This window comes from Micromonospora sp. DT68 (genome assembly GCF_049847245.1).
Taxonomy (GTDB): domain Bacteria; phylum Actinomycetota; class Actinomycetes; order Mycobacteriales; family Micromonosporaceae; genus Micromonospora; species Micromonospora profundi.
The window spans coordinates 76,934-102,038 of the sequence record NZ_JBNCNZ010000019.1 but is presented as its reverse complement, the minus strand read 5'-3'; the positions used below and the strand labels follow the sequence as shown (position 1 = coordinate 102,038).

Genomic DNA, 25,105 nt, shown 5'->3' with positions numbered 1-25,105 from the left:
AGCCGCGATGTTGCCGCGGAAGTCGACGTAGGCGTCCCGGTCGGTCTGCGACAGCTCAAACCGTGCCGGCTCGCTCGGTGTGGTAGCCAATCGCCGCCACACCGAACGTTCCGTGACTCCCAACCCGTCGGCGGTCAGCCGCACGAGCGCCCCGCTGCATTCGCCGCAATCGCGGGCTTGCCGCAGCCGGTGTAGGGCAGTGCTCCACTGTTCCGTGTTGGGGCGTGCCACGTACCGCCCTCCCTCGCCAAGATCGCGTCACAAGATCGAAGGCAACTCCTGCGCCTGCGGGATGCCTTTGCGGTCACTGACTACGCTGCCCCTCCTGCCTGCCACGCATCAACTCCACCCGAGGCGCTCCAGGGCACGGCGTGCTACCCGTCGCCGGTTCGGCCACGAAACATCGTGCTTGTCGATGCCGGATGCGTCGTCGTCAACCTCCGGAGGTGCAAGGTCGTCTGCAGGGACGGTTGCGGTAGCGCCAAGCTCGGGACGAAGCAGTCTGCTGAATCGCTGCGGCTGAAATTCGTCGATCTCCCACCCGGCGGATCCGCCCACCAACTGGTGCACCGTCACGAAGCGGGAAGCAACGTCCTCTAACGTCCACGCGCCCCGGTTGAGCCCGGCGCGGACTTCCGCAGTGAGCATGTCGCTCATGCCGGCCTCCTCGATCAGTTCCACCATCGTCATGATCAGGTCGGACCTGGAGGCAGCGTCACCGGCGGCGAAGTTCTCGGTGACGGCGCCGCGGGCGTGCTCTGCCACGTGGGGCAGCAGTGCCCGCAGCCCCGGCGGCGGCTGCCCTCGCCGGTCCCGGGTCATGACTGCGGTCGCCTGGACGATTGCGTTGATCCCCGCGGCGTCGACGAGCGTCGCTACCAGCCGAGCCGGGTCATCGACGGTGGCCTGCTGCAGCAGCGCGGCCAGCCAACTCACGGCGGTGCTGCGCACGTTGCCTGTCAACGTCGCGGCGTCAGACAGACGCGGCACCAGTGTGGCGACGAACGCGGCCAGTTGCGCCGTCGCCGGCGGCTGCATCGCCAGCGACAGCGGCCCTGCCTTGAGCAGGGCACGCAGGGCAAGGTCCTCGTCGTCGCCGGTGACGATCGACGCGAACTCACCCCGGCTAAGGGCGTGTTCGTCGGTGACGACACCGAGCAGCGCCTGTCGCACGAGCGAGTCGGGAACGTCGTCCTGTGGGATACCGAGGGCGAAATAGCGGTCGAAATATGCGGGGTTACCGACCCGACAACCCCGTGCGGGTCTACCGTGCGTCACCTGGATGCCGCCCATGGCCGGGAAAAGATCACGCAGCACGGTGTACACAGGATGGGCGAGCTCGGCCGGGACGTCCGCGTCGCGGATTCGTGCCGGCCAGTCCGGTGCGCCGGTCTCCGGGGAGGCCAGCGCGGCAAGGTCCAATTGTCCGGTCAGATCTCCACGCCAGCTCGGTAGCCGGTCATACAACCGCGGAAAATGCAGACGCAAGTGGATCAGCACGAGCAGGTCCACGACGTCGATCTCACCCTTGCCGATCAAGGGCAGATACGCTCTGCCCTGGGCCAGGTAACGCTGCACCGACCTGACGGTGGTCATCGTCCGCGCCATCAGGTCCTGGTACGCCAGAGAGAAGCGGTCGGCGGCATAGTTGTCGAACTCATGCCCGGCCTCGCTGACGATGCCGGTCAAGCTGGTGCGCAGCATCCGGTCGAGCTGAGACCGTTGCGCCGGCGGAATCGGCATCGGATACTGCACGATCTTCTCGAGATACTCCAACGCTCGGCTGGTACCGGACCCCACGGTCGCGGAGCTGCTCAGGACGTCGATTACGGTTGCCTGGTCGTAGGCGAGCAGGTAGTGCACGCCGGGAAACCGGCCCAGAAGCCGTACCGCTTTCAGCAGAGCCGCTAGCTCAGCGGCGTCCAGCCGATCGATGTCATCGGCCACCACCAGCACCGGGATGCCGAGCTCCCGCAACTGCTGACAAGCCTGCTCGAAGCGCATGGACCACGGCTTGTCCTGACCGAACCGGCCCCCGATCGCCGAAGCGACATCCGCCGCCGGCTCACCAGCAACTGGGAGCAGTCGCAACGCCGCCGGCGCGGCCACCTTCGCGCACGCCAGCAACGCTTCCCGCGCCTTGGCCGCCCTGCTCTCCGGCGGAAGCGCCGAGGCGATGGTGGCGAAGAACTCCGCCAGCAGATCGGCGACACTCGACGCCGCCCACGGAGTAAAGCGCACGACCATCCACGGCGGCGGCAACTCCTTCTCCACCAGATTGATCAGAGAGGTCTTCCCACCACCCCACGGGCCGACCAAGCCGAACACCGTGCTGGGTCCTGCCGATCCTGCCTCCTGGATGACGTCGGCGACCCGGAGGGCGAACCGCGACCGATCGAGAAGATCCTCATCGCCGCTGCCTATCGGTTCGTCTGACCAGGTACGCGACACGCGCCCATCTCCTCAGCATCATGAATAGAGCCCAGAGATTAACGATTCGGGTGTCGAGCAGTCACGGATCCGGTGAACGCTGACGTGACGCCGTGCAACGGTCGACACGGCTGCGGCTGTTTAGGGGCGGCGAAGCACACAGACCACCTTGCCGAGGATCGTCGCATGGTCTCCGGGTATGACGGGGTACAGCGGGTTACGCGGCACGAGTTCGGTCCTCCCGTCGCGAGCGCGGTAGACCTTGACTGTGGCCTCGCCGTCGATTGAGGCGGCAACGATGTCGCCGTTGTCGGCCACCGCCTGCTGTCTCACGACGATGACATCTCTATCCCCAATACCAGCCTCGATCATGGAGTCTCCTCGCACTCGGAGCGCGAACAGCGTGCCGCGGCCGACCATCGTGGCGGGTAGGGACAGGATTTCCTCGATGTGCTCCTCGGCGAGGATCGGAGCGCCGGCGGCGATCGAGCCCAGCAACGGAACGCTGACCCCCGACGGAGCAACTGACGTCCCGCGGGTGTCAGCTGTGGTCAAAGGGCGGGCGTCAACGGCACGAGGCCCGCGGGCTGCACGGCGCAAAAGGCCGCGCTGCTCAAGCGCCTTCAGGTGATGCGCGACCGACGAGGGAGAACTAAGTCCGACCGCAGTACCGATCTCGCGGACGGTCGGCGGGTATCCATGACGTTGGACCCACTCACGGATAACCGTCAGGATTTGTTGCTGACGAGGGCTCAACTCCGGTGGCGGATCCGCTCGGAACATGCCCGCACCATACCCCAGACTTCGATCATATGTGCTAATCGACGGCGCGCCGGGCTCGGCGGACCACTGCCAGTGCGCTCCCTGAACGTCGCAGGTCGGAGACGTCGGTGGTCACGCCTGACCACAAGCGATCTACTGCGGCGACAATCAGCAGCCCTCAGGAGGAGCACTGACAGTCGGTGGCAAACCTACTGACGTTCGCGTGGCATTCAACAGACCCCACTCCTCCCACCCAGCTCCTAGGCGTGGTGCCACAGGTCAACTGCGAACTGCGCCGACCGACCGACGCGCGCAGGCGATGATCGACTCGGGCTCCTTGAAACCGCGGCATCCACCCCAGCCGGACACCCCGATTACAAGGAACCCGAGTCGATCAACCACTAGAGGCGCCAACAACACGGGCTCCCAGCGCCCCGAGCGCCCACCGAATAGCCCTCCGCCGACGGCGAGCAGCCGGAGGCTTCTGAGTGCCGGCACGTAGTCGGGCTGGGTGATGGTCGGCCACAGAGCGGGGCCGGCCATCACCAATATTGCTCAGGCAGGACGTCGCCACCGCCCGTACAGTCACTGACGGTTGATGGCGTTTTGCACATTGCCTAGGTGCGGGCGTACGCCGCGCGGGCCTCGGCCACCTCCGCGGCCTGGCGCTCCCGCCAGCGGCGCTGGTTGTCCCGGTTGCAGGCGCGGCAAGTCCGCCGGTATCGCCCGGTCGACTCGTCGATTTCGCGGGCGTGCCCGTTGCGGCAGGTGGGCGCCTGTGTGCGCGCACGGCAGTTGTCGGCATGACTGATCTGCCGCAGGTGAGTGGGCTCGATGCAGTCCTTCACATCGCAGAGGTGGTCGACGTCCAGGGCCGGGTCGTAGCCGCCGACGAAGGCGGCGTAGGCCGCGATGTGCGCCCAGGCTCGGCCCGCGACCTTTTGGTAGACACCACGCTGGGTGCCGTAGCCATTGATGATCAGGCAGCCGTCGTCCTGTCGGACCGAACGCTGCAGCAGGTATTGGCGCAGAGTGTCCTCGGTGAAGTGTCGCGACAGACCGTTGACTCCGCTGAGCATGGTGTCACCTTAGCCGGGAGGCGTGCCCGGGTAAGGCCAGCACGGGCCGCCTGTTCGGTAGTTCCACGGCGGTGCCGTCGGCGACTTCCGCGCAGGTTACAGCTGTACTGCGTTGCCCCGAGGTTGCTGGACCCGGTCACCACCAGCCCGAAGCCGTGCGGATGTGCCTGCCACCACCGTGTGCTCGCCATTACTGTGCTTCAGGGTGTCGATGAGCGGGGAGCTCGTTCGTCGTATCAGTGCACGGGCCGACCGGGCCCCGAGACCAACGGACCTGACACATGGCCAAGTACATGCTTCTCATCTACGGCAATGAGCAGGAGTGGGCCACCATGACTGCCGAGGAGATCCTGAGTCTGGATGACGGCCACGCGGCTTTTGTCGCGGCAGCCGGCTCGGCTGTGCTGAGCAGCCACCAGCTGGAGCCGGGCGGAACGGCGACGACCCTGCACGGCGATCCGGCCGGCCGGGCCACCCCGACCGACGGGCCGTTCCTGGAGACCAAGGAAGGGCTCGGCGGTTACTACGTGGTGGAGGCCTCCGACCTGGACCGGGCGATCGCGATGGCGCAGCGGCTTCCCGAGCTGAAGATGACGCACTGTGCGGTCGAGGTTCGGCCCATCGTGGACGTGGGCTGAGCGCAGGGGACACCTCGGCGGCGTCACGGGGCGTCGCCGAGGTGATCGCACGGGCACACCGGGCAGAATGGGCCGCGGTACTGGCCGCGACTGTGCACTACACCCGTGACCTGGACCTGGCCGAGGAGTGCGTGCAGGACGCGTACGCCCAGGCGTTGCAGACGTGGGGCCGCAAAACCCCCGTGCCGGCACGGCCCGCCGCCTGGCTGACAAGCGTGGCGCGCAACCGTGCCCTGGACCGGATGCGCCGCGCCTCGGTGTTGCGGCGCGCCCTGCCATTGCTCGTGGTGGACGAGTCGGTGCCTGGCCCGGAGGAGGGGGTCGAGGCACCGGTCGTCGACGACGACCGGCTGCGTTTGATCTTCACCTGTTGTCACCCGGCGTTGTCGCGCGACGCCCAGGTGGCCCTCACGTTGCGGCTGCTGTGTGGTCTGTCCACCGTCGAGGTCGCCCGGGCGTTCCTCGTCCAGGAGACGACAATGGCGGCTCGGATCACCCGGGCCAAGAAGAAGATCAGCGCGGCTCGGATTCCGTACCGGGTGCCGGCACGGGAGGAGCTTCCTGAGCGGGTCGACGCGGTGCTCGAGGTGCTGCACCTGGTCTTCACCACCGGGCACGCCGCGCCGGTCGGCGAGTCACTGATCCGCCGTGACCTGATCGACGGCGCGATCACCCTGGCCCGGGTGATGCATGTGCTGCTGCCGGGAAACGGTGAGGTGGCCGGCCTGCTGGCGCTGATGCTGCTCATCGACTCCCGGCGGGAGAGCCGGGTGGGCGCAGATGGACGCCTGCTGCTGCTCGCTGAGCAGGACCGCAGCCGCTGGGACACCGGCCAGATCAGCGAGGGTGTCGCTCTGCTTGTGGAGTCGCTGCGTCGGCAGCCGCCCGGCCGGTACGCCGTACAAGCGGCGATCGCCGCGGTGCATGCCGAGGCGCCGAGCTGGGCGGACACGGACTGGGCGGAGATCGTCGCGTTGTACGACGTGCTGCGCTCGTTGTGGCCGTCGCCGGTCGTGGACCTCAACCGGGCGGTGGCGCTCGGTATGCGCGACGGACCGGAGGCCGGCCTCGCAGCCCTCGAACCGCTGCTCGACATGCCGGCAATGGCCACCTACGGCTATCTCAGCGCCGCCCGCGCGGACTTCCTGCGTCGCCTCCAGCGCTGGGCCGAGGCCGAGACGGCGTACGAGGAGGCGCTCGCGCTGACGGGCAACGAGGTGGAGCGCGCGTTCCTCACCGAGCGCCTCGAGGAGATCCGGGGCCACCTCTGAGGACTGCCCTGTCGAAAGCCGATTCCGTCATTCGTCGTCTGGTTGAAGGCACGATGACGAAGCGGTAGAGGGAGAGCAGGGTATGCGGACGCCGACGATCCGAGCGCGCTGGGCTGTCACCGCGGTGTTCGGGGTCAACGGACTGCTGATCGCCAGCCTGGCGGTACGGACGCCCTCGTTGAAGATCGACCTCGGGCTGACCCCCGGACAACTGGGTCTGCTGTCCGCGATGTTCGGCGTCGCGGCCGTGATCATGATGCAGACCGTCGGCACCGTCGTGGCCCGTACCGGCAGCCGGGTGATCGTGCGAGCCGCCACAGTGGTGCTGCCGTTGCTGCTGGTGGGGGTCGGTGCGGCACCCGACCTGTGGTGGCAGATCCTGGTGCACCTGGTGTTCGGCGCGGTGCACGGAATGCTCGACGTGACGATGAACGCGCACGCGGTGGCCGTACAGCACCGGTTGACGCGGCCGATCATGAACGGTTGTCATGCGGCGTGGAGCATCGGCGCTGTTGCCGGCGCGCTGCTCGGAGCGGGCGCGGCGCACATCGGGATGTCCCGCACTGTGCACTACCTGCTGCTGGCCGGGGTGCTGATTCCGCTGTCGGTCGTGTGCGGCCGGATGCTGCTGCCGGCCGCCGCGGATCGCGGGACCGACGCGGCGCCGGTCGGTGTCCGCGCCGGCTGGCGGGCCGGGTGGAGCCTGCGCGTGGTGCTGTTCGGCGTGATGGGCGCGATCGTGCTGACCGTCGAGGCGGGAGTGGCCGACTGGAGCGGTGTCTACCTGCACGACAACCTGCGCGCGTCGCTGGGCGCGGCCGGCATGGGTTACGTGCTGTTCGCGATCTTCCAGACAGCGGGCCGGCTGGTCGGTGACCGCCTCCAGGAGCGGACGTCGGCGACGCGACTGCTCCAGGTCGGCACATCCGTCGCCGCAGTGGGCGTGGCGGTGGCCCTGGCAAGTCCGTGGCCGGCGCTGTCCGTTGCCGGGTTCGCGCTTGTGGGCGCCGGATTGGCCACCCCCTTGCCGGTGTTGTTCGGTGTCGTGGGCAGCGTAGGTGCTGACAGCGCCGGCCCCGGTGCGGCAATCGTGGTCGCCCGGTTCACCACTCTTACCTATACCGGCATCCTGCTCGCGCCCGCGGTGATCGGCTGGTCCGCCGACCACATCGGCCTGCGCTGGACCTTGGCCGCGCTGGTGCCGCTGCTCGTCGCGGTCGCCCTGGTGGCGGGTCGGGCGACAGGTGACCGCGTACGCCCCGCGAGCGAACGCGCAGACGCGAAGATCGCCGTGTAGAGGGGATCGCCCCGGGTCGACGGGACCGCGGAACAGGTCAGCCGGTGCGGCGTACCTCGGTGTCCCAGATCTGCGCCCACGGACGCCGCAGCCCCCGGCACACGTAGATCGGGCCACCGTTCTCGTCGTTGTCCACCTCGACCCGCTGGTCCACCCGCCCGGCGAGCGCGCACGCGTCGAACCAGGCGGTCAGCGGGTCGGGGCGCTCCCAGCCCACGGCGATCACCACGTCGGCCCCGGCGGGTGGCCTGCCGAAGTCGACCATGCTGTTGTGCCCGGAGTAGGCGGCTGGCAGGCCACGGGACGGGCCGTACCGGGCCACCGCGCCGGCCTCGCCGTAGTTGCCGGTGAGGACGACGGCCCGCGCACGCTCCTCCGGTGGCAGGCCACTGTGGACGGCGGCGAGCGAGTCGGCGAACGCCGGCCACCCGATGGTCTCACCGGCGTCGTAGTTGACGTCGACCACGAACCCGGGCAGCCGCTCGGCCGGCAGCACCGGCAGCAGCAACACGATGCTGGGCAGGAGGAACAGCGGCACACCCACAGCGAGCAGCCCTCGACGCAGCCAGACGGACCCACGCGACGCCCAGGCGGTGGTCACCACCGCGCCGGCGGCGGTGAGGACCAGCATCAACGGCGCGTCGTAGTAGCCCTTGCCGCCAGCGACCAGCACGACGACGACCACTACCAACCAGGACCAACCCACCGCCCGGTACGCCCGCCACTGCGGCCGGCGCAGCAGCGCGACGAGACCGGCGATCCAGATCGGTACGGCGTACGGGCTGATGATGACGAAATGGAGGATGAACGCGTCGAGGCGGCCGCTGTAGGAGCTGTCGCCGTCGGCGATGGAGGCTGCCACACCGAGTTGCGGGAACCCGTGTACGGCCTGCCAGATCAGGTTCGGTGCGGCCAGCAGCGCGGTGATCCCGGCGGCGACGAGCACCCACCGGTCGCGCAACAGCCGGCGCGGCCCGGCGATGAGCACCCCGGCGATCAGGCCCCCGGCCAGCAGCGCGGGCAGCACCTTGTTGAGCATCCCCACGCCGAGCGCCACCCCGATACCGAGCGCCCAACGGGTGTCTCCGGTGCGCAGTAACCGCACCACGCACCACGCTGCCGCCAGCCAGACCAGTAGGTCGACGGTCGTGGTGCTGAGCAGGTGCCCGTTGGCGAGCACGATGCCGGACAGTGCGGCAAGCACCGCGGCGAAGGTCTGCGCGGCGCGGCCGGCGCCCAACTCGCGGGCGATGGCGGCGACCAGCAGCACCGCGCCGCCGGCCACCATCGCCGACGGCGTCCGCAGCACCACCAGGTTTCCCGGGGCGATCATGTCGAGCAGGCGGGCAAGCGCTGGGACCAGTGGACCCTGATCGACGTAGCCCCAGTCCAGGTGGCGGCCGGCGAGCAGGAAGTAGAGCTCGTCGCGGTGATAGCCGTAGCGGCCGGCGAGCAGCAGCAGCGTCACGCTGGTGACCGCGGACACCACGACCGGGCCGACGGCACGCGGGCCGGGCTCCGGTGACACCTCCGGCCGCGCCGACCGCTCCGGCGGGTGCGGTCGGGCCGTGTCGACGGCGGGCTCGCTCACCCGCACATCATCCCTCGCGACGTGCCCGTGCGGGTGCCCGCGCGCTTCGGCCGGTCGGCGCGTGCGCGCGACAGGTGCGAAGATCGGCTTGTTCCACGGAACTGGAAGGACGACATGCGATATCGCACTCTGGGTGCCACCGGCACCGTGGTCTCGACCCTGTGCCTGGGCACCATGACCTTCGGCGCGGAGACCGACGAGGCGGGCAGCTTCGCCCAGCTGGACCGGTTCGTCGATGCCGGCGGCACGTTCATCGACACCGCCGACGTCTACTCCGCCGGTGTCTCCGAGGAGATCGTCGGCCGTTGGCTGCGCGCACGGCCCGATGTCCGGGACCGCCTGGTCATCGCCACGAAGGGCCGGTTTCCGATGGGCCCCGGGGCGAACGACGCCGGCCTGTCCCGCGTCCACCTCACCAGGGCGCTGGAGGCCAGCCTGCGGCGGCTCGGCGTCGAGGCCGTCGACCTCTACCAGGCGCACGCCTGGGATCCGCTTACTCCGCTGCCGGAGACGCTGCGCTTCTTCGACGACGCCGTCAGCGCCGGCAAGATCCGCTATGCCGGGGTCAGCAACTTCACCGGATGGCAGTTGCAGAAGGCCGCGCTGCTCACCCAGCACCTCAACCTCACCCCGATCGTGACCCTGCAACCGCAGTACAACCTGCTGGCCCGGGAGATCGAGTTCGAGCTGGTGCCGGTCTGCGAGAACGAGGGCATCGGCATCCTGCCGTGGTCGCCGCTGGGCGGTGGCTGGTTGACCGGGAAGTACCAGCGCGACAGCACGCCCACCGGAGCGACCCGCCTGGGCGAGAACCCGCAGCGCGGCGTCGAGGCGTACGCGGGTCGCAACGCCGACGAGCGCACCTGGCGGGTGCTCGACGCGGTGGGTCAGGTCGCCGGGGAGCGCGGTGTGTCGATGTCGGCGGTGGCGTTGGCCTGGTTGGCGGCGCGGCCGGCGGTCACCTCGGTGATCCTCGGCGCGCGGACCATCGAACAGCTCGACGACAACCTGACCGCCGCCGATCTGACCCTCGACGCCGAGCAGACGCGACTGCTGGACGAGGCAAGCGCCCCGCTTGTGGGCGACTATCCGTACGGCAGCGCAGGTGTGCGCCAGCGCGGTCGGGACCTCCCCAGCTCGGCATGACGTCGTTTCCCGAGCCCACCGACCCGGCCGGCGGCCGCGCGGAGGTTTTCCTGACCTATCTGGACTACTTCCGTGAGTCGGTCGTGGCGAAGGTGTCCGCGCTGGCGGAGCCGGAGCTGCGGCGCAGCCGCCTACCGTCGGGTTGGACGCCACTGGAACTGCTCAAGCACCTGCGCCACGTCGAGCTGCGCTGGATCGAGTGGGGTTTCCAGGGCCGGGAGGTCGCCGAGCCGTGGGGCGACAGCCGTGGTGACCGCTGGTACGTCGCCCCGGAGGAGACCCGCTCGGACCTGGTGGCGGCACTGCGGGCGCAGGGCGCGCACACCACGGCGGTGGTGACGGCGCACGACCTGGCGGAGATCGGCGCACCGGGGCCGCGCTGGGAGGGCGCGGCCCCGGCATCGCTGGAGCGGGTGCTGTTCCACCTGGTCCAGGAATACGCCCGCCACCTCGGCCACCTCGACGTGGTCACGGAACTCGCGGGCGGCCCGACCGGCGAGTAGGCCGGTCTGCTCCACACTGGACGAATGCCGCTGCTCGTCGCACCCGCCCTGCCCGGTGGAGCTTCGCGCGGGCTGGTCTGCACCGGCTGGCGCTCGAGCACTCGACCGCCAACGCGGCGTCGTGCCGGGTGGCCACCCAGGCTGGCTTCACCATGGAGGGCGTACTGCGTGAGTCGGTTCGCCACGCTGACGGGTGGCACGACATGCACCTGCATGCACGGCTGGCTTAGCCGCCCTCGGCCAGGCGCGTACGCCGAAAATTGCGTGGCTGTCGACGTACCGCCGATGGAAGAGTGACCGGCGTGACTGCGCATGCTCTGGCCGGGGCCCTGGCCGACGACGGACGGCGACGGATCTTCGCGGCGATCGTGCTGGGTGCGACAAGCGCGACCGCCGTCGCGCAGCGGACCGGCCTTGCGGCGCGGGTGGTGCTCACCGGGGTCCGCCGGCTGACCGACGCGGGCCTCGTGACCGGCGCGGACGGCGCGCTCACTGTCGACGAGGTGTCGTTGCGGGCTGCGGCGCGTGACAGCCGCCCGGCCGACGAGGCCGGACCGGGCGGCGACCCGGTGCTGCGGACCTTTCTGCGTGGAGACGTCCTTGTGGGCCTGCCGGCGCAGCGGGGCCGGCGGCGGGTGCTGCTGGCACACATCGCGGAACGTTCGTTCGAGCTGGGCACCCGCTATCCCGAGCGGGCCGTGGACGAGGCGCTCAAGCCGTGGTGCGCCGCCGGAGGGTCGGATCACGCGACGCTGCGCCGGTATCTGATCGATGAGCAGTTGCTCGCCCGCGAGCACGGCGTCTACCAGCGGCTCTGATCGTCCTTGCCCGGCCCGTCGAAATGCCGTTGACCGGGCGGTGATGATCGACAGGTGACCACCACCGCCGAATCAACCTGGCTGACCAGCCTCTGCCTACCTGACCACCCCGACGCGGTGCTGCTGCTGCGCGAGTACATGACCGAGATGGTGGTGCGGTACTACGGCCGTCCGGATCGCCCCGGCGAGGTCGACGCGGCGTTGGCCGAGCTGCCCAGTGACGACCTGACCTCCCCGGGCGGGCTGCTGATTGTCGCTCACCACGGCGCGGACCTGGCCGGCTGCGCCGGGCTGCGCTGGCAGTCGGGCTGGGCCGAGTTGACCCGGGTGTACGTCCGTCCGGCGCATCGTGGCGTCGGTGGGGGAGCGGCGCTGCTGTCGGCCGTCGAGCAGCGGGCGCGCTCGGCCGGGGTGGACCGGATTCGGCTCGACACCCGCGCTGACCTGGTCGAGGCCCGCGCCCTGTACGCCCGGCACGGCTACGTCGAGATCCCCGGGTACTCGGAGGGCCCGTACGCCGAGCACTGGTTTGAAAAACGGCTGGAGTGAGCAGTTGACGACTGCCGCAGGACGCGGTAAATAAGAAGAGGAAGTTGAGTCACCCCGACTCAACTCAAACCTTCGGCCAGGAGAACCGAGGAGGCATGACAATGTTGATGCGTACCGACCCGTTCCGCGAGATGGACCGCCTCGCCGAGCAGTTCTTCGGTACGGCAGCCCGTCCCGCGGCGATGCACCTGGACGCCTACCGCGACGGCGACTACTTCTACGCGGCGTTCGACCTGCCCGGCGTGGACCCGGACAGCATCGACTGCACCGTCGAGCGCAACGTCCTCACCGTCCGCGCCGAGCGGCGCCGGCCCGCCGGTGACGGCGTCGAACTTGTCGCCGCCGAACGCCCGATGGGCACGTTCACCCGGCAGTTGTTCCTGGGCGACACCCTGGACACCGACAAGCTGGAAGCCGGCTACGAGAACGGGGTGCTGACGCTGCGCATCCCGGTCGCCGAGCGCGCCAAGCCCCGCCGAGTGACCATCAAGGCCAACGGCGACGCACGGCGCCAGATCAACGCCTGACACAGACACACGCGAGCCGCGGCGGCCGGCACCTGGTTCAGGTGCCGACCGCCGGCCGTGTGTGCGGGCGGGGCTCGCGAGGGGGTGGGCGTTGTCGGCGCGCCTGCGTGGCAATCCCATCCTCCGCTGAGAAGCTTTTTCACATGGTGTCTTCCGACGCTCCGGCGCTCACCCGCCCCACCGCCCGACCGGCCCTGCCCAAGGGGCCTGTCGACGTCACCGAGGCGTGGCTGCGCAACCGCCGACTGTCCGAACACACCCGCGACGCCTACCGCCGCGACGTCATCGCCTGGCTACGCTGGTGCGCCGGCCGTGACCTCGACCCGCTGCGGGTCTCGTTCCTGCACATCAACGAGTACGCGCGCGAACTGGAGTCGACAGTCGTGGCCCGCACCGGTCGACCACTGACCCCGGCGACAGTGGCACGCCGGCTCTCCGCGCTGTCCAGCTGGTACGACTTCCTCGTCAAACTCGGCGGAGTACCCGCCAATCCGGTCTCCGGTGTGGACCGGCCCCGCGTCGACCGGGACCACTCCGCGACCATCGGCCTGAGCGCCGACGAGGTCGACGCCCTGCTCAACGCCGCCGACGCGGACACCGGCCCGACCGCCGCCCGCAACCGCGCGGCGATCGCACTCCTGGCCGACCTGGGCCTGCGGGTCGGGGAGCTGGTCTCGCTGGACCTCACCGACCTGGGCACCGAACGCGGGCACCGCAGCGTGCGCTTCGTCGGCAAGGGCGGCAAGCAGCGCCGCCGCGCCCTCACCCCCGGCACCGGGTACGCGGTGGACGCGTACCTGGCCCAGCGGGCCGCCGCCGCCCGGGTACCGGTGACGCAGCTGACCGGGCCCCTGCTGGTCACCGCCAGCGGCGCCCGCCTGGACCGGCACTCCGTGTTCCGGATCGTCCGCCGCCTCGCCCGCGCCGCCGGCATCCCGGCCTGGGCGCGGCTGTCCCCGCACTCGCTACGGCACGCCTTCGCCACCACCGCCCGCTCCGAGGGCGTCCCCCTCGAAGACGTGCAGGACGCGATGGGCCACGCCGACCCGCGCACCACCCGCCGCTACGACCGGGACCGGCACAACCTCGACCGCGACCCGGCGTACGCGGTGTGGGCGGCGCGGGCCCGCCGCCGCGCCTGACGGTCACGTGTCGAGCGGCCACACCGTCACCCGGCCGTCGGTCTCGCGGCATATCAACCGGGCCCCGGCACGCCGACAGTCGGTCACCCCCGAGGGGAGGACACCGCGTACCCGAGGGCCGTCCCGACCGACTGTCGCGACCAGGACGCGGTGGCCGTCCGCCGCCGGCTGGAGCAGCACCAGGGCGTCGGTGCCGCCTCGCGAGCCCGCCACGGTGTGCCATCGCGTCCCGGCCGGCCACACCCAACTCCGTGCCCCCGAGGCCGGGTCGAGCGCCCACCGGCCGTGCCGGTCCTGCGCGCAGACCAGACCTTCACAGTTGCGCACCGTCAACTCTCCGCGCGGCACCGGCACCTCCCATCGCCGCGTCAGCCCCGGCAGGTCGTACCCGCTCACCGCTGCCGCCGTGCCGGTCGGGTGGCGCAACACCAGATGACCGCCGATGGCCTGCGGATTGTCCGGGCCGAAGTCGGCCGGCGGCAGCGACCCCTGGCCGTGGGCGACGCCGTCGCGGGCGTCGAGCAGCCGAACCAGCCCGTCGTCCTGCACCACAAGCACCCGCGCGGGTGGGCCGGGCAGCACCTGCACCACTGCTGTGGACGGCACCGACACCGACCAGCGGGTGGCCCCGGAGGTCAGGTCGACACCCCGTACCGCCCCCTCGACCCGACGCCCCGGTTCCGACGCGCTGCGGACCTCGCTCACTGCCACCGCCGCGTCGCCGGCCGCGTACAGGCGCTCGGCCCGCCGCCACAGCGGCTTCCCGTCGCGCATCGACCGGGCGGCGGTCGCCATCACCTGGCGCGCCTGGTCCCGCTCGGTGAGCAGCAGCACGTCACCGGCGGCCTGCGCGGACCAGCTCGCGGCGTCCGGCACGGCAACCCGCCACCGTGGCGGGAGGTGTGGCGCCGTCGCGTCGTAGGCGCTCACCGTCGGCGGGCCGGCATCCGGATCGACGACAAGCAGCAGCTCACCGGCGACGAGCAGGGTGGAGCGGCCGAGCACCGGCGGCCCCGCCTGGGACGGCAGGCGCACGGGAGCGGTGGACCCGCCGAGCAGCGCGCACACCGCCAGCGCCAGCGCCACCCGCCCGGGCCGCGACGGCGCGGCCGGCGGTCGGTCATCCAGGGTGGGCGCTCCCCGGGACTCGCCCAGATCGATCAGGACGTCCACCGGCCGTCACCTCCGCTCCCGCCGACCGGTCAGCAGAGCAGGTCCAGGTGGTGGTGGGCGTCCTCGGCGATCTCCTCGTGCCGCAGCCAGCGTCGCGCCCACAGCCGGGCCACCAGTTCCGCCTGCTCGTCGCCCCACGCGGCGTGCTCGACCAGCAGTGCGGTGGTGAGCGCGTACGCCAGGCGCAGCGCCAGGCCACGAGCACCGGCCGACACCGCCTCCGTGCCCGGGTCGGCGGTCACCGCCGCGATCGTGTCGCCCAACTCGGAGGTGGCCGTGGCCAGGGTGTCGGCCAGCGCGGGCGACAGCGGCCGGGCCAGGTCGACGGCGGTAGCCAATCGGCTCAGCAGCGGCGCTCCGGCGTCCTCGCGGGTCAGTGCGCGCAGCACGTCCAGTGCCAGCACATTCGTGGTGCCCTCCCAGATCGGCAGCACCTGCGCGTCGCGCAGCAGCCGGGGCACGCCAGTGTCCTCCACGTAGCCGGCCCCGCCGAAGCTCTCCACGTACTCGCTTGCCGAGCTGACGGCGAGCCTCCCGGTGGCCAGCTTCGCCAGCGGCGCCACGATCCGCAGCTCCGCCGCGGCCTCCGGGTCGGCGCCGACCTCCACCCGCCCGAGCAGCGCGAACGCGTGCCCGGCCAGCGCGAACGCGCCCGCCGCGTCGACGCCGAGGGTGCCCAGGGTGGCCCGGTGCAGCGGCGAGGACACCAGCGCGCCACCGGCGACGTGCCGCACGTCGGCGTACGCGCGGGCGTAGGCCAGGCCGCGCCGCATCCCGCCGGCCGCCGCGGCGGCGTTGTGCACGCGGGTCACCACGACCAGGGTCATCGCCCGCACCAGGCCGGGCACCGCGGGGTCACCCAGCGGTACGGCGTACGCGTCGTGCAGGCCGATCTCGGCGGTGGGCAGTGCGCGGGTGCCGAGCTTGTCCTTGAGCCGGTGCACAGTCACACCGGGGGCGGGCGCGTCCGGTGCCGCGCCGGTGGCAAGCGGTGAGTCGGCCGCGTAGCGGGGGACCAGGAACGGTGCGAGCACCCGGCTGCCGCGTCCGGCGCCTTCCGGTCGGGCCAGCGCCACCGCCATCGCCGCGTCGGCGGCGGAGCAGAACCACTTCTCGCCGGTCAGTCGCCAGGAGCCGTCCGCCGCGGGCCGGCCCACAGTGCTCGATCGGCCCAGGTCCGAGCCGCCCTGCGCCTCGGTCATCCACTGCCCGCTGGTGATGGCGGTGGTCGGGTCGGTGGAGATCAGCCGGGGCAGCCATGCGTCCCGGATCCCGGCGTCGACGTCGGGCATGCTGAGCAGTGCCGCAGCACCGTCGGCCATCGCCACCGGGCAGGAGAACGTCGCCGACTCCGGCCCGTACAGGTGCAGGAGGGCGTGCTGCACCACCCGCGCGGCGGCGCCCCAGGTGCCCCGCGCGTCCGGCAGGTAGGGCAGCGCCACCACGGCGTGCCGTGCGGCGGCGGCGCGCTGCGCCTGCCAGCCCGCCGACGTGTCGATCCGGTCCACGCGGGCGCCCCAGGCGTCGTAGCGGACCAGCGTGGGCGGATGCGCCTCGGCGTCGGCGTGCGCCGCCCGCAGCGGCCCGACGACGTCGGCGGCCAGGTCGGCGAGGCGCCCCTTGGCGGCGGCGTGCCCGGCCGGTCCGAGGTGACGCTCCAGCCAGGACCGCAGCAGGGCATCACCGGCGTACGGGTCGGTGGGCGGTGGTACCGGCTGCACGAAACGGCTCATCGGTCGGCTCCCTGGCACTGCTCGGGGGATGTGCGCCGACGGTAGACGATCCGTGGCCGCCGCGAACAGGGCATAGCCGCGCACGGGACGCACCATTTTCCGACTTGTCCCGTATTGAGGGAAGGTGTTCTCTACGGTCGGTAGTCGTGGGTGCCGGCCAGCCGTGGAGCCGACCGGCCCGGCGGCAACGCCCGATGCGCACCGGGCTGGCGGTCGTCGGGTTCGGCGTGGCGCTGTGCTGCGTCGGGGTGGCCGGGCTGGGCGTGTGGAACCTGCAAACCGTGCGCCAGGCCGCCGGCCCGATCCGGGAGACCGCCGACGGGTTCCTGACCGAGGTGACCCTCGGCGACAGCGACAAGGCGTACGAGCGGCTGTGCTCCGACGCGCGCAGCAAGTGGAGCCCGATCGGCTTCACCAGCTGGGTGCGTACGCCCCCGATGGTCACCGACTACGAGATCACCGACGTGTCGGTCGCGACCCGCAGTGGGCGCCCGGTGGGCACGGTGACGGTGAAGGTGACCCGCGACGGCGGGCTCAACGAGGAACGTCGCCTGCCGGTGGTCCGCGAGAGCGGCGGCTGGCGGGTGTGCGGTGACCCCTTCTGAGCCGCCGGCCGCCCACCCGACGCACCCTCGGCTGCTGCGGGAACGCCACGGGGTCGAGCCGACCACCTCCAGCGAGCTGTTCTTCGACCTGGTCTTCATCTTCAGCATCACCCAACTGGCGCACTATCTGATCGAGCACCCGAACTGGGGTGGCGCCGGGCGTACCGCCCTGCTGCTGGCGCTTGTCTGGTTCGTCTGGGTCTACACCACCTGGCTGACCAACTGGCTGCACCCGGACCAGGGACCGGTGCGGGCGATACTGCTCGGGGTGGCGCTCGGCAGCTTGCTGTTGTCGGCAGCGATCCCGCAGGCGTTCGCCGGGATGGGGCTGTTCTTCGCGATCGTCTACGTGACCGTGCAGGTGAGCAGGACGGTGTTCGGCCTGTGGGCGGTGCGGGGCAGCCCGTGGTTGGTCGCGGGCTTTCAGCAGTCGCTGACGTGGGCGGTGGGGACGTCGGTGCTCATCCTCATCGGCGGTCTGGTCGGCGGGACCGCACGGCAGGCGGTGTGGACGGCGGCGATCGTGATCGACGTGATCGGCCTGTCCATCGGCTACCCGCTGCCCCGGCGGGAACGCACCCGACCCGAACGGTGGATGGTCGAGGGCGGGCACCTGGCCGAACGCTGCGCGGCGTTCATCCTCATCGCCCTCGGCGAGTCGATCCTGGTCACCGGCAGCACCCTCACCCGGCATCTGGACCTGGTGACGTCCGGGGCGTTCCTGCTGGCGTTCGCCGGGTCGGTGGCGCTGTGGTGGGTGTACTTCGCCCGGTCGGCTGCGGCCGCCACGGAGGTCCTCGCCCGTGCCGGTGACCGCACCGGCGCGCTGAGCCGGCTGGCGTTCAACTACCTGCACCCGGTGATGGTCGCCGGAATCGTCGTCACCTCGGCGGGCGACGAGCGGCTGCTGCGCGAGCCCGGCGCACCGGCAACGCTTGTCGCCGCGCTGTTCATCCTGGGTGGGCCGGCGCTGTTCCTCGCCGGGCACGCCGCCTACAAGGCGGTGCTGTGGAGGAACCGACCGGTCAACCGACTCGTGGCGGTCGCGGCGCTGGTGGCGCTGGTGCCGGTGAGTGTGGGGCTGGCCGTACCGGTGGCGGCGTGCGCCGCGGCGGCGCTGGCGGTCACCGTGGCGGTGATCCTGTCGGACCGCCGGCGGGCCGCCCGGCCCGCCTGAGCGCGGCGGTCAGGCGCGCAGGCGAAGGTCACGCCGCCGAGGTCACGCCGCGCAGGCACAGGTCACCGCGTCACAGCGCGGCGGTCAGGCGGCGCGGGGGCCCAGGTCGCCGCTGCGGTGGTGCCGCCGGCAGAGCACCTGGTAGCGCACGTCGGCGGTGGCCGCTGTGTCGCCGATGACGACCTGCGCGCCCTCGCGGACCACCTGCCCGTCGACGACCCGGGCGTTGAGCAGGCCCTCCCGCCCGCACCAGCAGAGCACCTCGACCTGGATGCGGGCCACCTCGTCGGCCAGTTCGAACAGCCGCTGCGCGGCGGGGAACAGGCAGGACCGGAAATCGGTGGCCAGGCCGAACGCGAACACGTCCACGTCGTAGCTGTCGACAAGCTCGGCCATCTGCTCGACGTGCTCGACCGAGTAGAGGCCGGCCTCGTCGCAGATCAGGTAGTCGACGCGTACCCCGTCGGCCCAGCGGCCCCGCACGAGTGCCCGCAGGTCGAGGTCGTCGGTGACCTCGATGGCCTCGTGGGCCAGGCCGATGCGGGTGGTGACCTGCGGGCCCAGCGAGCGGTCGATGCGGGTGGTGACCAGCCCTCGGCGTCCCTGCCGGGCGTGGTTGTAGTTCATCTGCAACGCCATCGTCGACTTGCCGCAGTCCATCGGCCCCCAGAAGAACTTCAACGCCGCGGCGTGCAGGGGCCGCCCATCGGATCCGCTGGCCGCCGCGCATCCGGCCGCGTGGTGCGGGCCGGCGTGTGGGTGGGCCAGGCAGGTGGGGGCGGTGGCGGCGTCGTCGGTCACGGTCGGGCAGCCTAGCCCATCGGCCGACCTGGATAGGTCGGCCGATGGGCGGCGTGCTCAGAGCACCCGGGGCGGCGTGTTGCCGGCGGCGATGATGGCCCGGCGCATCGGTACGGCGAGCAGCAGCAGGAACCCGACCACGAAGAAGATCAGCAGGGAGACCAGACCCACCCGATAGGAGGCGGTGAGCTGGAACACCAGGCCGAACGCGAGCGGGCCGAGCCAGCTGGTGCCCTTGTCGCTGATCTCGTAGAACCCGTAGTACTCGCCCTCCTTGCCGGCGGGGATGAGCTGGCTGAACAGCGACCGGCTCAGCGCCTGGCTGCCGCCGAGGACAAGGCCGATGGCGGCGCCGAGGATCATGAACGGCACCGGCGCCTCGGCGGGCAGCCGGAACGCGGCGAGGATAACCACGGTCCAGAGCACCAGGCTGAGCAGCACCGTCTTCCAGGCGCCGATGCGCTTGGCGAGCGCGCCCAGGGTCAACGCGCCGCCGAAGGCGAGGAACTGCACGAGCAGGATCGTGATGATCAGTGTGCTCTGCTCCAGCCGCAGCTCCTCGGTGCCGTACTGGCTGGCCAGGGTGATGACGGTCTGGATGCCGTCGTTGAAGACGAGGAAGGCAAGCAGGAAGTACAGCGTCAGCGGGTACGCCTTGATCTCCCGCATGGTGCGCCCGAGCTGCCGGAACCCGTCGATGAGCACGTTGCCGCCGCCGCCGGCCAGGGCCGCGACGCTGGGACGCTCGCGCAACCAGCGCAGCGGCACCAGCGTGAACAGCGCCCACCACACCCCGGCGGACACGATCGACCAGCGGGCCAGGTCCAGGGTGCGTTGCGGGTCGTCGCCCTTGTCGAGCAGGGTGATCGCCACCAGGTTGAGTGCCAGCAGCAGACCGCCGCCGAGGTAGCCCAGGGCCCATCCGCGGCTGGAGATGCCGTCGCGTTCGTCGGGGCCGCCGAGCTGCGGCAGGAACGAGTTGTAGACGACGATCGCGGCGCCGAAGGAGATGTTGGCGATCAGGAACAGCGCACCGCCGAGCAGGTAGCGGTCGCCGGTCACGAAGGCCATCAGGATGGTCGCGCCGGCGCCGGTGAACGCGGCCCCACCGAGCAGCCGCTTCTTGTGCGCCGACCGGTCGGCGATCGCCCCGATGACCGGCAGGACGAACACCGTGAGGAACACCGACAGCGAGATCAGGTACGGGTAGTAGGACCCGGCGGCGACCTTGATGCCCAGCGGGTAGACGTACCCGTTGCAGGTGTCGGCGCCCAACTCGCAGCCGGCGGCCAGCTCGGCGACGGTGGTCAGGAACGGGCCGAGGAACACGGTGATCACCGTGGTCTGGAACGCGGAGTTCGCCCAGTCGTAGATGTACCAGCCGCTGCGCTCGCGGCGGGTGCTCGCCGGGGGCGGGGTGTCGTCCACCGTGGGGGTCACGGTTTCGGCCATCGGGGGTCCTTCGACGATCAGGCGGCCCAGTGGCCGCGGCTGCGGTAGACGTCGCGCAGCAGGCCGACGTGATCGGTCATGATGCCATCCACACCACGATCAAGTAAGTCGTGCATCTGGGCAGGTTCGTCGATCGTCCAGACGTGCACCTGAAGGCCGAGACGGTGGCAGTAGTCAAGGAATCGGCGGTCCACCACCGGTACCCGTCCGTAGCGTGGTGGCACCTGCGCGGCGACCACCGACGGGGGCAGTCGCAGCGGGCGGCCGTGCAGTGAGGCGAGGCGCAGTCGGGCCACCCCGCGCATGCCGAGGCCGGTGGCGACCCGCCCGTCGGTGAGTGCGCGCAGCCGGGCCAGCCGGGCGTCGCTGAACGAGGCGAGCAGCACCCGGTCGCTGGCGCCGGCCCGGGCCACGGTGGCCACCGTCGGCTCGACGCCGCCGTCGGCCTTCACGTCGATGTTGAAGCGGACCTGCGGCCAGGCGGCCAGCACCTCGTCGAGCCGGGGTACGACGGCGGCGCCGCCGACGCGTACCGAGGCGAGGTCGGCCCAGCTCAGGTCGGCGATGCGCCCCGACTCACCGGTGACCCGTCGCAACGTCGGGTCGTGGAAGATCACCGCAACTCCGTCGGCGGTGGCGTGCACGTCGGTCTCCACGTACCGGTAGCCCAGGCCGATGGCGCGCGCGAACGCCTCGGTGGTGTTCTCGTCGCCCTCGGCGGCGCCGCCACGGTGGGCGAACGCCAGCGGCCCTGGCGCGTCGAGGTAGCCGGGTGGGGTCAGCACGCGACGCAGTATGCCTGCCGCCGGTGGCCTGCCGGTGCCCGCCCGGAAACGATTGCCCCGGCGGAAACGGATTGCCGCAGCGCCGCGGCGGCCACTAGATTCGGTGTCGTGACTGCCGGGTCGGCCATTGGCCACGAGCGGACAGGGCACCCGGCGGGCGAGTGACCCCCGGGTGGGCCCGAGGCCCGCCCGTCTCCGCCTTCCTCCGTGCTCGGGTTCGCGCTCACGCGTCGTGTCGTCACCGCCGCGTGGCCGGCCATTCTTGTCTGTCCGCGCTCGCCGCGCCGTGGTCGCGGCGGGCCCCTGTCTCCTGGGAGTCACGTGCCACACAGCTTCAATGACGACATCATCGCGGAGTTCCGCGCCAACGGCGGTCGCGTCGGCGGTTGGTTCGAGAACGCCCGCCTGCTGCTGCTCACCACCACTGGGGCGCGTACCGGCGCCCCGCACACCACCCCGCTGGGCTATCTGCCCGACGGCGGGGAGCGGGTCCTGGTCATCGCGTCCGCCGGTGGGGCGCCACGTGACCCGCAGTGGTTCCGCAATCTGCTGGCCGATCCGCAGGTCACTGTGGAGGACGGGGTCTTCACCTATCGCGCCAGAGCCGACGTGCTGACCGGGGCCGAACGGGACGCCGTCTTCGCTCGGGCGGTGGCGGCCGATCCCGGTTGGGGCGAGTACCAGGACCGGGCGGGGCGCGCGCTGCCGGTGGTGGCGCTGGAGCCGCTGCCGGGTCCGCCGACGCCACCGCCTGGCCCGCCGGGTACGGCGCTGGTCGCCGTGCACGACGCGTTCCGGCGGGAACTCGCGCTGATCCAACAGGAGGTCGACAAGGCCGGGCCGCACGTCGGCGCGCAACTACGGGTGAACTGCCTGAGCCTGTGTCAGGGGCTGCACGGCCACCATGAGCGCGAAGACGCCGGCCTGTTCGCCTGGCTCGCCGACCAGCGGCCCGACCTGGCTACGGTGCTGGCCCGGCTCGCCGACGAGCACCGGGCGGTGGCGGCGGCGCTTGACGAGTTGCGCGCTGTCCTGGGTACGCCGCAGCCGGACCGGGAGGTGCTGCGCCGCGAGGTGGCCCGGCTCACCGACCAGGTACGGGCGCACCTGGCATACGAGGAGGAGCAGCTTGTGCCGCTGCTGAACGCCGCCGACTGACAGGTACCGGTCGGGCTGGCCCTGAGGTGGGTCAGCCCGACCTGCGGCGGTGTACCCGGCTGCTGTCGCTCGGGCGGCCCGGGTCGACGTAGCGGGGTGTGTCGGGCTCGTCGGGGCGCAGCGGGGCGAGGGCGTCGGTGAGCGCGTCGATGATCCGGTCGGTGGCCCGGCGGGCGGCGCCGGGGTCGGAGGCGTTTACCTCGCCCAGGTCGACGGGTTCGCCGAAGTGCACGCGGATCACCGGGCGGTGCCACACCGCGCGGGCCAGGCGGCGCAGCATCCCCCGGGGAGCCCGGTAGGGCAGCACCTCGTGGGCTCCCCACTGCGCGACCGGGATGACGGGTGCGCCGCAGTCCAGGGCGAGACGGGCGGCGCCGGTCTTGCCGCGCTCGGGCCACATGCCGGGGTCCAGCCCGATGCGTCCCTCCGGGTAGATGAGGATCACCGATCCGGCGGCGACGGCGGTCGTGGCGGCGTCGAGTGCCCGGTGCACGGCGCTGGTGCCGCGGTCGACACGGATGTGGCCGGCGTGGCGCATGAGGGTGCCGACCACCGGGGCGCGGAACAGGCCGGCGGTCGCCATGACGCGGGGGGAGATGCCGCGGACCTGGCAGGCGGCGACAAGCGCCACCGGGTCGAAGGGGCTGATGTGGTTGGCGGCCAGCACCAACGGCCCTCGGCGCAGGTGCGCCGGGACGTCGCCGGTGACCTCCAGGCGGGCCACCAGGGCCATCACGGCCCGGGCCAGCAGCTGGGCGCCGCGCCAGATCAACGGCGGCTGCCAGGGGGAGTGTGCGGTGTTCATCAGCGCGCCATCGTCGCACGCTGCGGTGGGGCCGCGAGGGCGGGTCGGCCGGTTGATCACGTCGGGTGGGCGGGCCGAACGGGCTGGACGCCACTGGCGGCGGGTGGGCCGGGTGGCCGGGTGATCAGGGTCATTGGTCCCGGGCCGGTTCGGGCCCCCCGGCCCTGCCTCTTTCGCTACGACGAGCAGTAGTATCTACTACGTCTCGTAGTATGAATAGCTGGGGGTTTCAGGTGGACGCGTTGGACGTCGCCCGGTGGCAATTCGGTGTCACCACCGTCTACCACTTTCTCTTCGTGCCGCTGACCATCGGGTTGTCGGTGCTGGTGGCGATCCTCCAGACGATGTGGCACCGCACCGGCAACGAGCGCTACCTCAAGCTCACCAAGTTCTACGGCAAGCTGTTCCTGATCAACTTTGCGATGGGCGTGGTCACCGGCATCGTGCAGGAGTTCCAGTTCGGCATGAACTGGAGCGACTACTCCCGCTTCGTCGGCGACATCTTCGGTGCACCCCTGGCCATCGAGGCACTCGTCGCCTTCTTCCTCGAATCCACGTTCATCGGCCTGTGGATCTTCGGCTGGGACCGGCTGCCCAAGCGCCTGCACCTGGCCAGCATCTGGGCCGCAGCGATCGGCACCAACCTCAGCGCGTACTTCATCCTCGCGGCCAACTCGTTCATGCAGAACCCGGTCGGCTTCCGACTCAACCCGGAGACCGGCCGCGCCGAGCTGACCGACTTCGTGGCGGTGCTGACCAACAAGGTCGCCCTGATCACCTTCCCGCACACGCTTGCCGGCTCGTTCCTGGTCGCCGGCTCGCTTGTCGTGGCCGTCGGCCTGTACCACGTGATCCGCAACCGGGACTCCGCCGACACCGGCGCGTACCGCTTCGCCACCAAGTTCGGCTCCTGGGTGGTGCTGGTCTCCTCCGCCATCGTCGTGATCACCGGCGACATCCAGGGCAAGATCATGACCCAGGTGCAGCCGATGAAGATGGCCGCCGCCGAGGGCCTCTACTCCACCGAGAGCCCCGCCTCGTTCTCCGTGCTCACCATCGGCAGCCTCGACGGCAGCCGCGAGGTGTTCGCCCTCAAGATCCCGTACCTGCTGTCGTACCTGGGCACCGGCGACCCGAACGGCACAGTGCACGGCATCAACGACCTCCAGGCCCAGTACGCCGCCCAGTACGGCGCCGGCAGCTACACCCCGATCATCCCGATCACCTACTGGAGCTTCCGCTTCATGATCGCCTTCGGGTTGGCCGCCGCCGCCATCGCCCTCGTGGTGCTCTGGAGCCAGCGCAAGGGCCGTACCCCGAGCAGCAAGTGGCTGCTGCGCGCCGGGCTTGCCATGCCGGTGCTGCCGCTGCTCGCCAACTCCTTCGGCTGGATCTTCACCGAGATGGGCCGCCAGCCGTGGATCGTCTTCGGCGAGATGCTCACCCGCGACGGTGTGTCCCGCAGCGTCTCGCTGGGCGAGGTGTTGACCTCGTTCACCGCCTTCACGCTGATCTACGCCACCCTCGCCGTGATCGAGGTCAAGCTGCTGCTGCGCTACGCCAAGGCCGGCGTGCCCGACGTCAGCGAAGAGCACCCCATCGACGACACCCACGACGACGCCGAGCGTCCGCTCGCCTTCGCCTACTGATCCCGGAGCCCCAT

The 25,105-nt window shown here is 71.1% G+C and carries 23 protein-coding genes; 13 read left to right on the top strand and 10 right to left on the bottom strand.

What is annotated here, in order from left to right:
* Positions 1-339: 339 nt before the first annotated feature.
* The 3 genes from ACPXB1_RS26685 to ACPXB1_RS26675 form a co-directional block, all read right to left on the bottom strand.
* Complete coding sequence (locus ACPXB1_RS26685; protein WP_425735942.1) at positions 340-2,451, bottom strand: P-loop NTPase fold protein; 2,112 nt, start codon at positions 2,449-2,451, stop codon at positions 340-342.
* A 120-nt stretch (positions 2,452-2,571) separates the two neighbouring features.
* Complete coding sequence (gene lexA, locus ACPXB1_RS26680; RefSeq protein ID WP_425735941.1) at positions 2,572-3,213, bottom strand: transcriptional repressor LexA; 642 nt, start codon at positions 3,211-3,213, stop codon at positions 2,572-2,574.
* Positions 3,214-3,809: 596 nt separating this feature from the next.
* A complete protein-coding gene (locus ACPXB1_RS26675; RefSeq protein WP_355596609.1) occupies positions 3,810-4,271 on the bottom strand; it encodes an HNH endonuclease in 462 nt (153 codons plus the stop codon).
* Positions 4,272-4,552: 281 nt separating this feature from the next.
* Between ACPXB1_RS26675 and ACPXB1_RS26670 the strand changes: the two genes are divergently transcribed.
* The 3 genes from ACPXB1_RS26670 (at position 4,553) to ACPXB1_RS26660 (ending at position 7,477) form a co-directional block, all read left to right on the top strand.
* Positions 4,553-4,909, top strand: a complete 357-nt coding sequence (locus ACPXB1_RS26670) for a YciI family protein (protein ID WP_425735940.1) — start codon at positions 4,553-4,555, stop codon at positions 4,907-4,909.
* A gap of 41 nt (positions 4,910-4,950) precedes the next feature.
* Complete coding sequence (locus tag ACPXB1_RS26665) at positions 4,951-6,180, top strand: RNA polymerase sigma factor (protein WP_425735939.1); 1,230 nt, start codon at positions 4,951-4,953, stop codon at positions 6,178-6,180.
* An 82-nt stretch (positions 6,181-6,262) separates the two neighbouring features.
* Complete coding sequence (locus ACPXB1_RS26660; protein WP_425735938.1) at positions 6,263-7,477, top strand: MFS transporter; 1,215 nt, start codon at positions 6,263-6,265, stop codon at positions 7,475-7,477.
* A 37-nt stretch (positions 7,478-7,514) separates the two neighbouring features.
* On the opposite strand, the gene ACPXB1_RS26655 is transcribed toward ACPXB1_RS26660, so the two are convergent.
* Positions 7,515-9,068, bottom strand: a complete 1,554-nt coding sequence (locus ACPXB1_RS26655) for a glycosyltransferase family 39 protein (protein WP_425735937.1) — start codon at positions 9,066-9,068, stop codon at positions 7,515-7,517.
* A gap of 114 nt (positions 9,069-9,182) precedes the next feature.
* Between ACPXB1_RS26655 and ACPXB1_RS26650 the strand changes: the two genes are divergently transcribed.
* The 6 genes from ACPXB1_RS26650 to ACPXB1_RS26625 all read left to right on the top strand — a co-directional run bounded on the left by ACPXB1_RS26650 (position 9,183) and on the right by ACPXB1_RS26625 (position 13,753).
* Positions 9,183-10,214 (top strand): aldo/keto reductase, encoded by a 1,032-nt coding sequence (locus tag ACPXB1_RS26650; RefSeq protein ID WP_425735936.1) that lies wholly within the window; start codon positions 9,183-9,185, stop codon positions 10,212-10,214.
* Positions 10,211-10,717, top strand: coding sequence for a DinB family protein (locus ACPXB1_RS26645; RefSeq protein ID WP_425735935.1), 507 nt, complete (start codon positions 10,211-10,213; stop codon positions 10,715-10,717). The genes ACPXB1_RS26650 and ACPXB1_RS26645 overlap by 4 nt, the downstream gene beginning before the upstream one ends.
* A 302-nt stretch (positions 10,718-11,019) precedes the next feature.
* Positions 11,020-11,535, top strand: a complete 516-nt coding sequence (locus ACPXB1_RS26640) for a DUF2087 domain-containing protein (protein ID WP_355596597.1) — start codon at positions 11,020-11,022, stop codon at positions 11,533-11,535.
* Between the two features lie 54 nt (positions 11,536-11,589).
* The gene (locus ACPXB1_RS26635; protein WP_355596595.1) at positions 11,590-12,084 is read left to right on the top strand and encodes a GNAT family N-acetyltransferase; all 495 of its coding nucleotides are present in this window, start codon (positions 11,590-11,592) and stop codon (positions 12,082-12,084) included.
* A 101-nt stretch (positions 12,085-12,185) separates the two neighbouring features.
* A complete protein-coding gene (locus tag ACPXB1_RS26630) occupies positions 12,186-12,611 on the top strand; it encodes an Hsp20/alpha crystallin family protein (RefSeq protein WP_355596593.1) in 426 nt (141 codons plus the stop codon).
* A 143-nt stretch (positions 12,612-12,754) separates the two neighbouring features.
* Positions 12,755-13,753, top strand: coding sequence for a tyrosine-type recombinase/integrase (locus tag ACPXB1_RS26625; protein ID WP_425735934.1), 999 nt, complete (start codon positions 12,755-12,757; stop codon positions 13,751-13,753).
* 3 nt (positions 13,754-13,756) lie between these two features.
* On the opposite strand, the gene ACPXB1_RS26620 is transcribed toward ACPXB1_RS26625, so the two are convergent.
* Positions 13,757-14,926, bottom strand: a complete 1,170-nt coding sequence (locus tag ACPXB1_RS26620; RefSeq protein WP_355628364.1) for a hypothetical protein — start codon at positions 14,924-14,926, stop codon at positions 13,757-13,759.
* A 29-nt stretch (positions 14,927-14,955) separates the two neighbouring features.
* Entirely contained in the window at positions 14,956-16,659 is a 1,704-nt protein-coding gene (locus ACPXB1_RS26615; RefSeq protein ID WP_355596587.1) for an acyl-CoA dehydrogenase family protein, read from the bottom strand.
* A 146-nt stretch (positions 16,660-16,805) separates the two neighbouring features.
* Here ACPXB1_RS26615 and ACPXB1_RS26610 point away from each other — a divergent pair, with 146 nt between their 5' ends.
* Entirely contained in the window at positions 16,806-17,264 is a 459-nt protein-coding gene (locus ACPXB1_RS26610; RefSeq protein ID WP_355628361.1) for a hypothetical protein, read from the top strand.
* Positions 17,251-18,441, top strand: a complete 1,191-nt coding sequence (locus ACPXB1_RS26605; protein WP_355596583.1) for a low temperature requirement protein A — start codon at positions 17,251-17,253, stop codon at positions 18,439-18,441. Before ACPXB1_RS26610 ends, ACPXB1_RS26605 begins: the two co-directional genes overlap by 14 nt.
* A gap of 84 nt (positions 18,442-18,525) precedes the next feature.
* On the opposite strand, the gene ACPXB1_RS26600 is transcribed toward ACPXB1_RS26605, so the two are convergent.
* From ACPXB1_RS26600 to ACPXB1_RS26590, 3 genes are read right to left on the bottom strand one after another with little or no spacing between them, the layout of a single operon-like run.
* Complete coding sequence (locus ACPXB1_RS26600; protein WP_425735933.1) at positions 18,526-19,242, bottom strand: thymidine kinase; 717 nt, start codon at positions 19,240-19,242, stop codon at positions 18,526-18,528.
* 57 nt (positions 19,243-19,299) lie between these two features.
* Positions 19,300-20,694 (bottom strand): MFS transporter, encoded by a 1,395-nt coding sequence (locus ACPXB1_RS26595; RefSeq protein WP_053661158.1) that lies wholly within the window; start codon positions 20,692-20,694, stop codon positions 19,300-19,302.
* Between the two features lie 17 nt (positions 20,695-20,711).
* Positions 20,712-21,479, bottom strand: a complete 768-nt coding sequence (locus ACPXB1_RS26590; RefSeq protein WP_355628358.1) for a glycerophosphodiester phosphodiesterase — start codon at positions 21,477-21,479, stop codon at positions 20,712-20,714.
* Between the two features lie 321 nt (positions 21,480-21,800).
* On the opposite strand from ACPXB1_RS26590, the gene ACPXB1_RS26585 reads away from it, so the two are divergent.
* Positions 21,801-22,637 carry a nitroreductase/quinone reductase family protein gene (locus tag ACPXB1_RS26585; protein WP_355596579.1) on the top strand — a complete coding sequence of 279 codons (837 nt, stop codon included), beginning with the start codon at positions 21,801-21,803 and terminating at the stop codon, positions 22,635-22,637.
* 31 nt (positions 22,638-22,668) lie between these two features.
* Here ACPXB1_RS26585 and ACPXB1_RS26580 read toward each other — a convergent pair whose 3' ends face one another.
* Positions 22,669-23,442: a lysophospholipid acyltransferase family protein gene (locus ACPXB1_RS26580; protein WP_355628355.1), complete on the bottom strand. Its 774-nt coding sequence runs from the start codon at positions 23,440-23,442 to the stop codon at positions 22,669-22,671.
* 233 nt (positions 23,443-23,675) lie between these two features.
* Here ACPXB1_RS26580 and ACPXB1_RS26575 point away from each other — a divergent pair, with 233 nt between their 5' ends.
* A complete protein-coding gene (locus ACPXB1_RS26575; protein ID WP_355596575.1) occupies positions 23,676-25,091 on the top strand; it encodes a cytochrome ubiquinol oxidase subunit I in 1,416 nt (471 codons plus the stop codon).
* Positions 25,092-25,105: the final 14 nt, after the last annotated feature.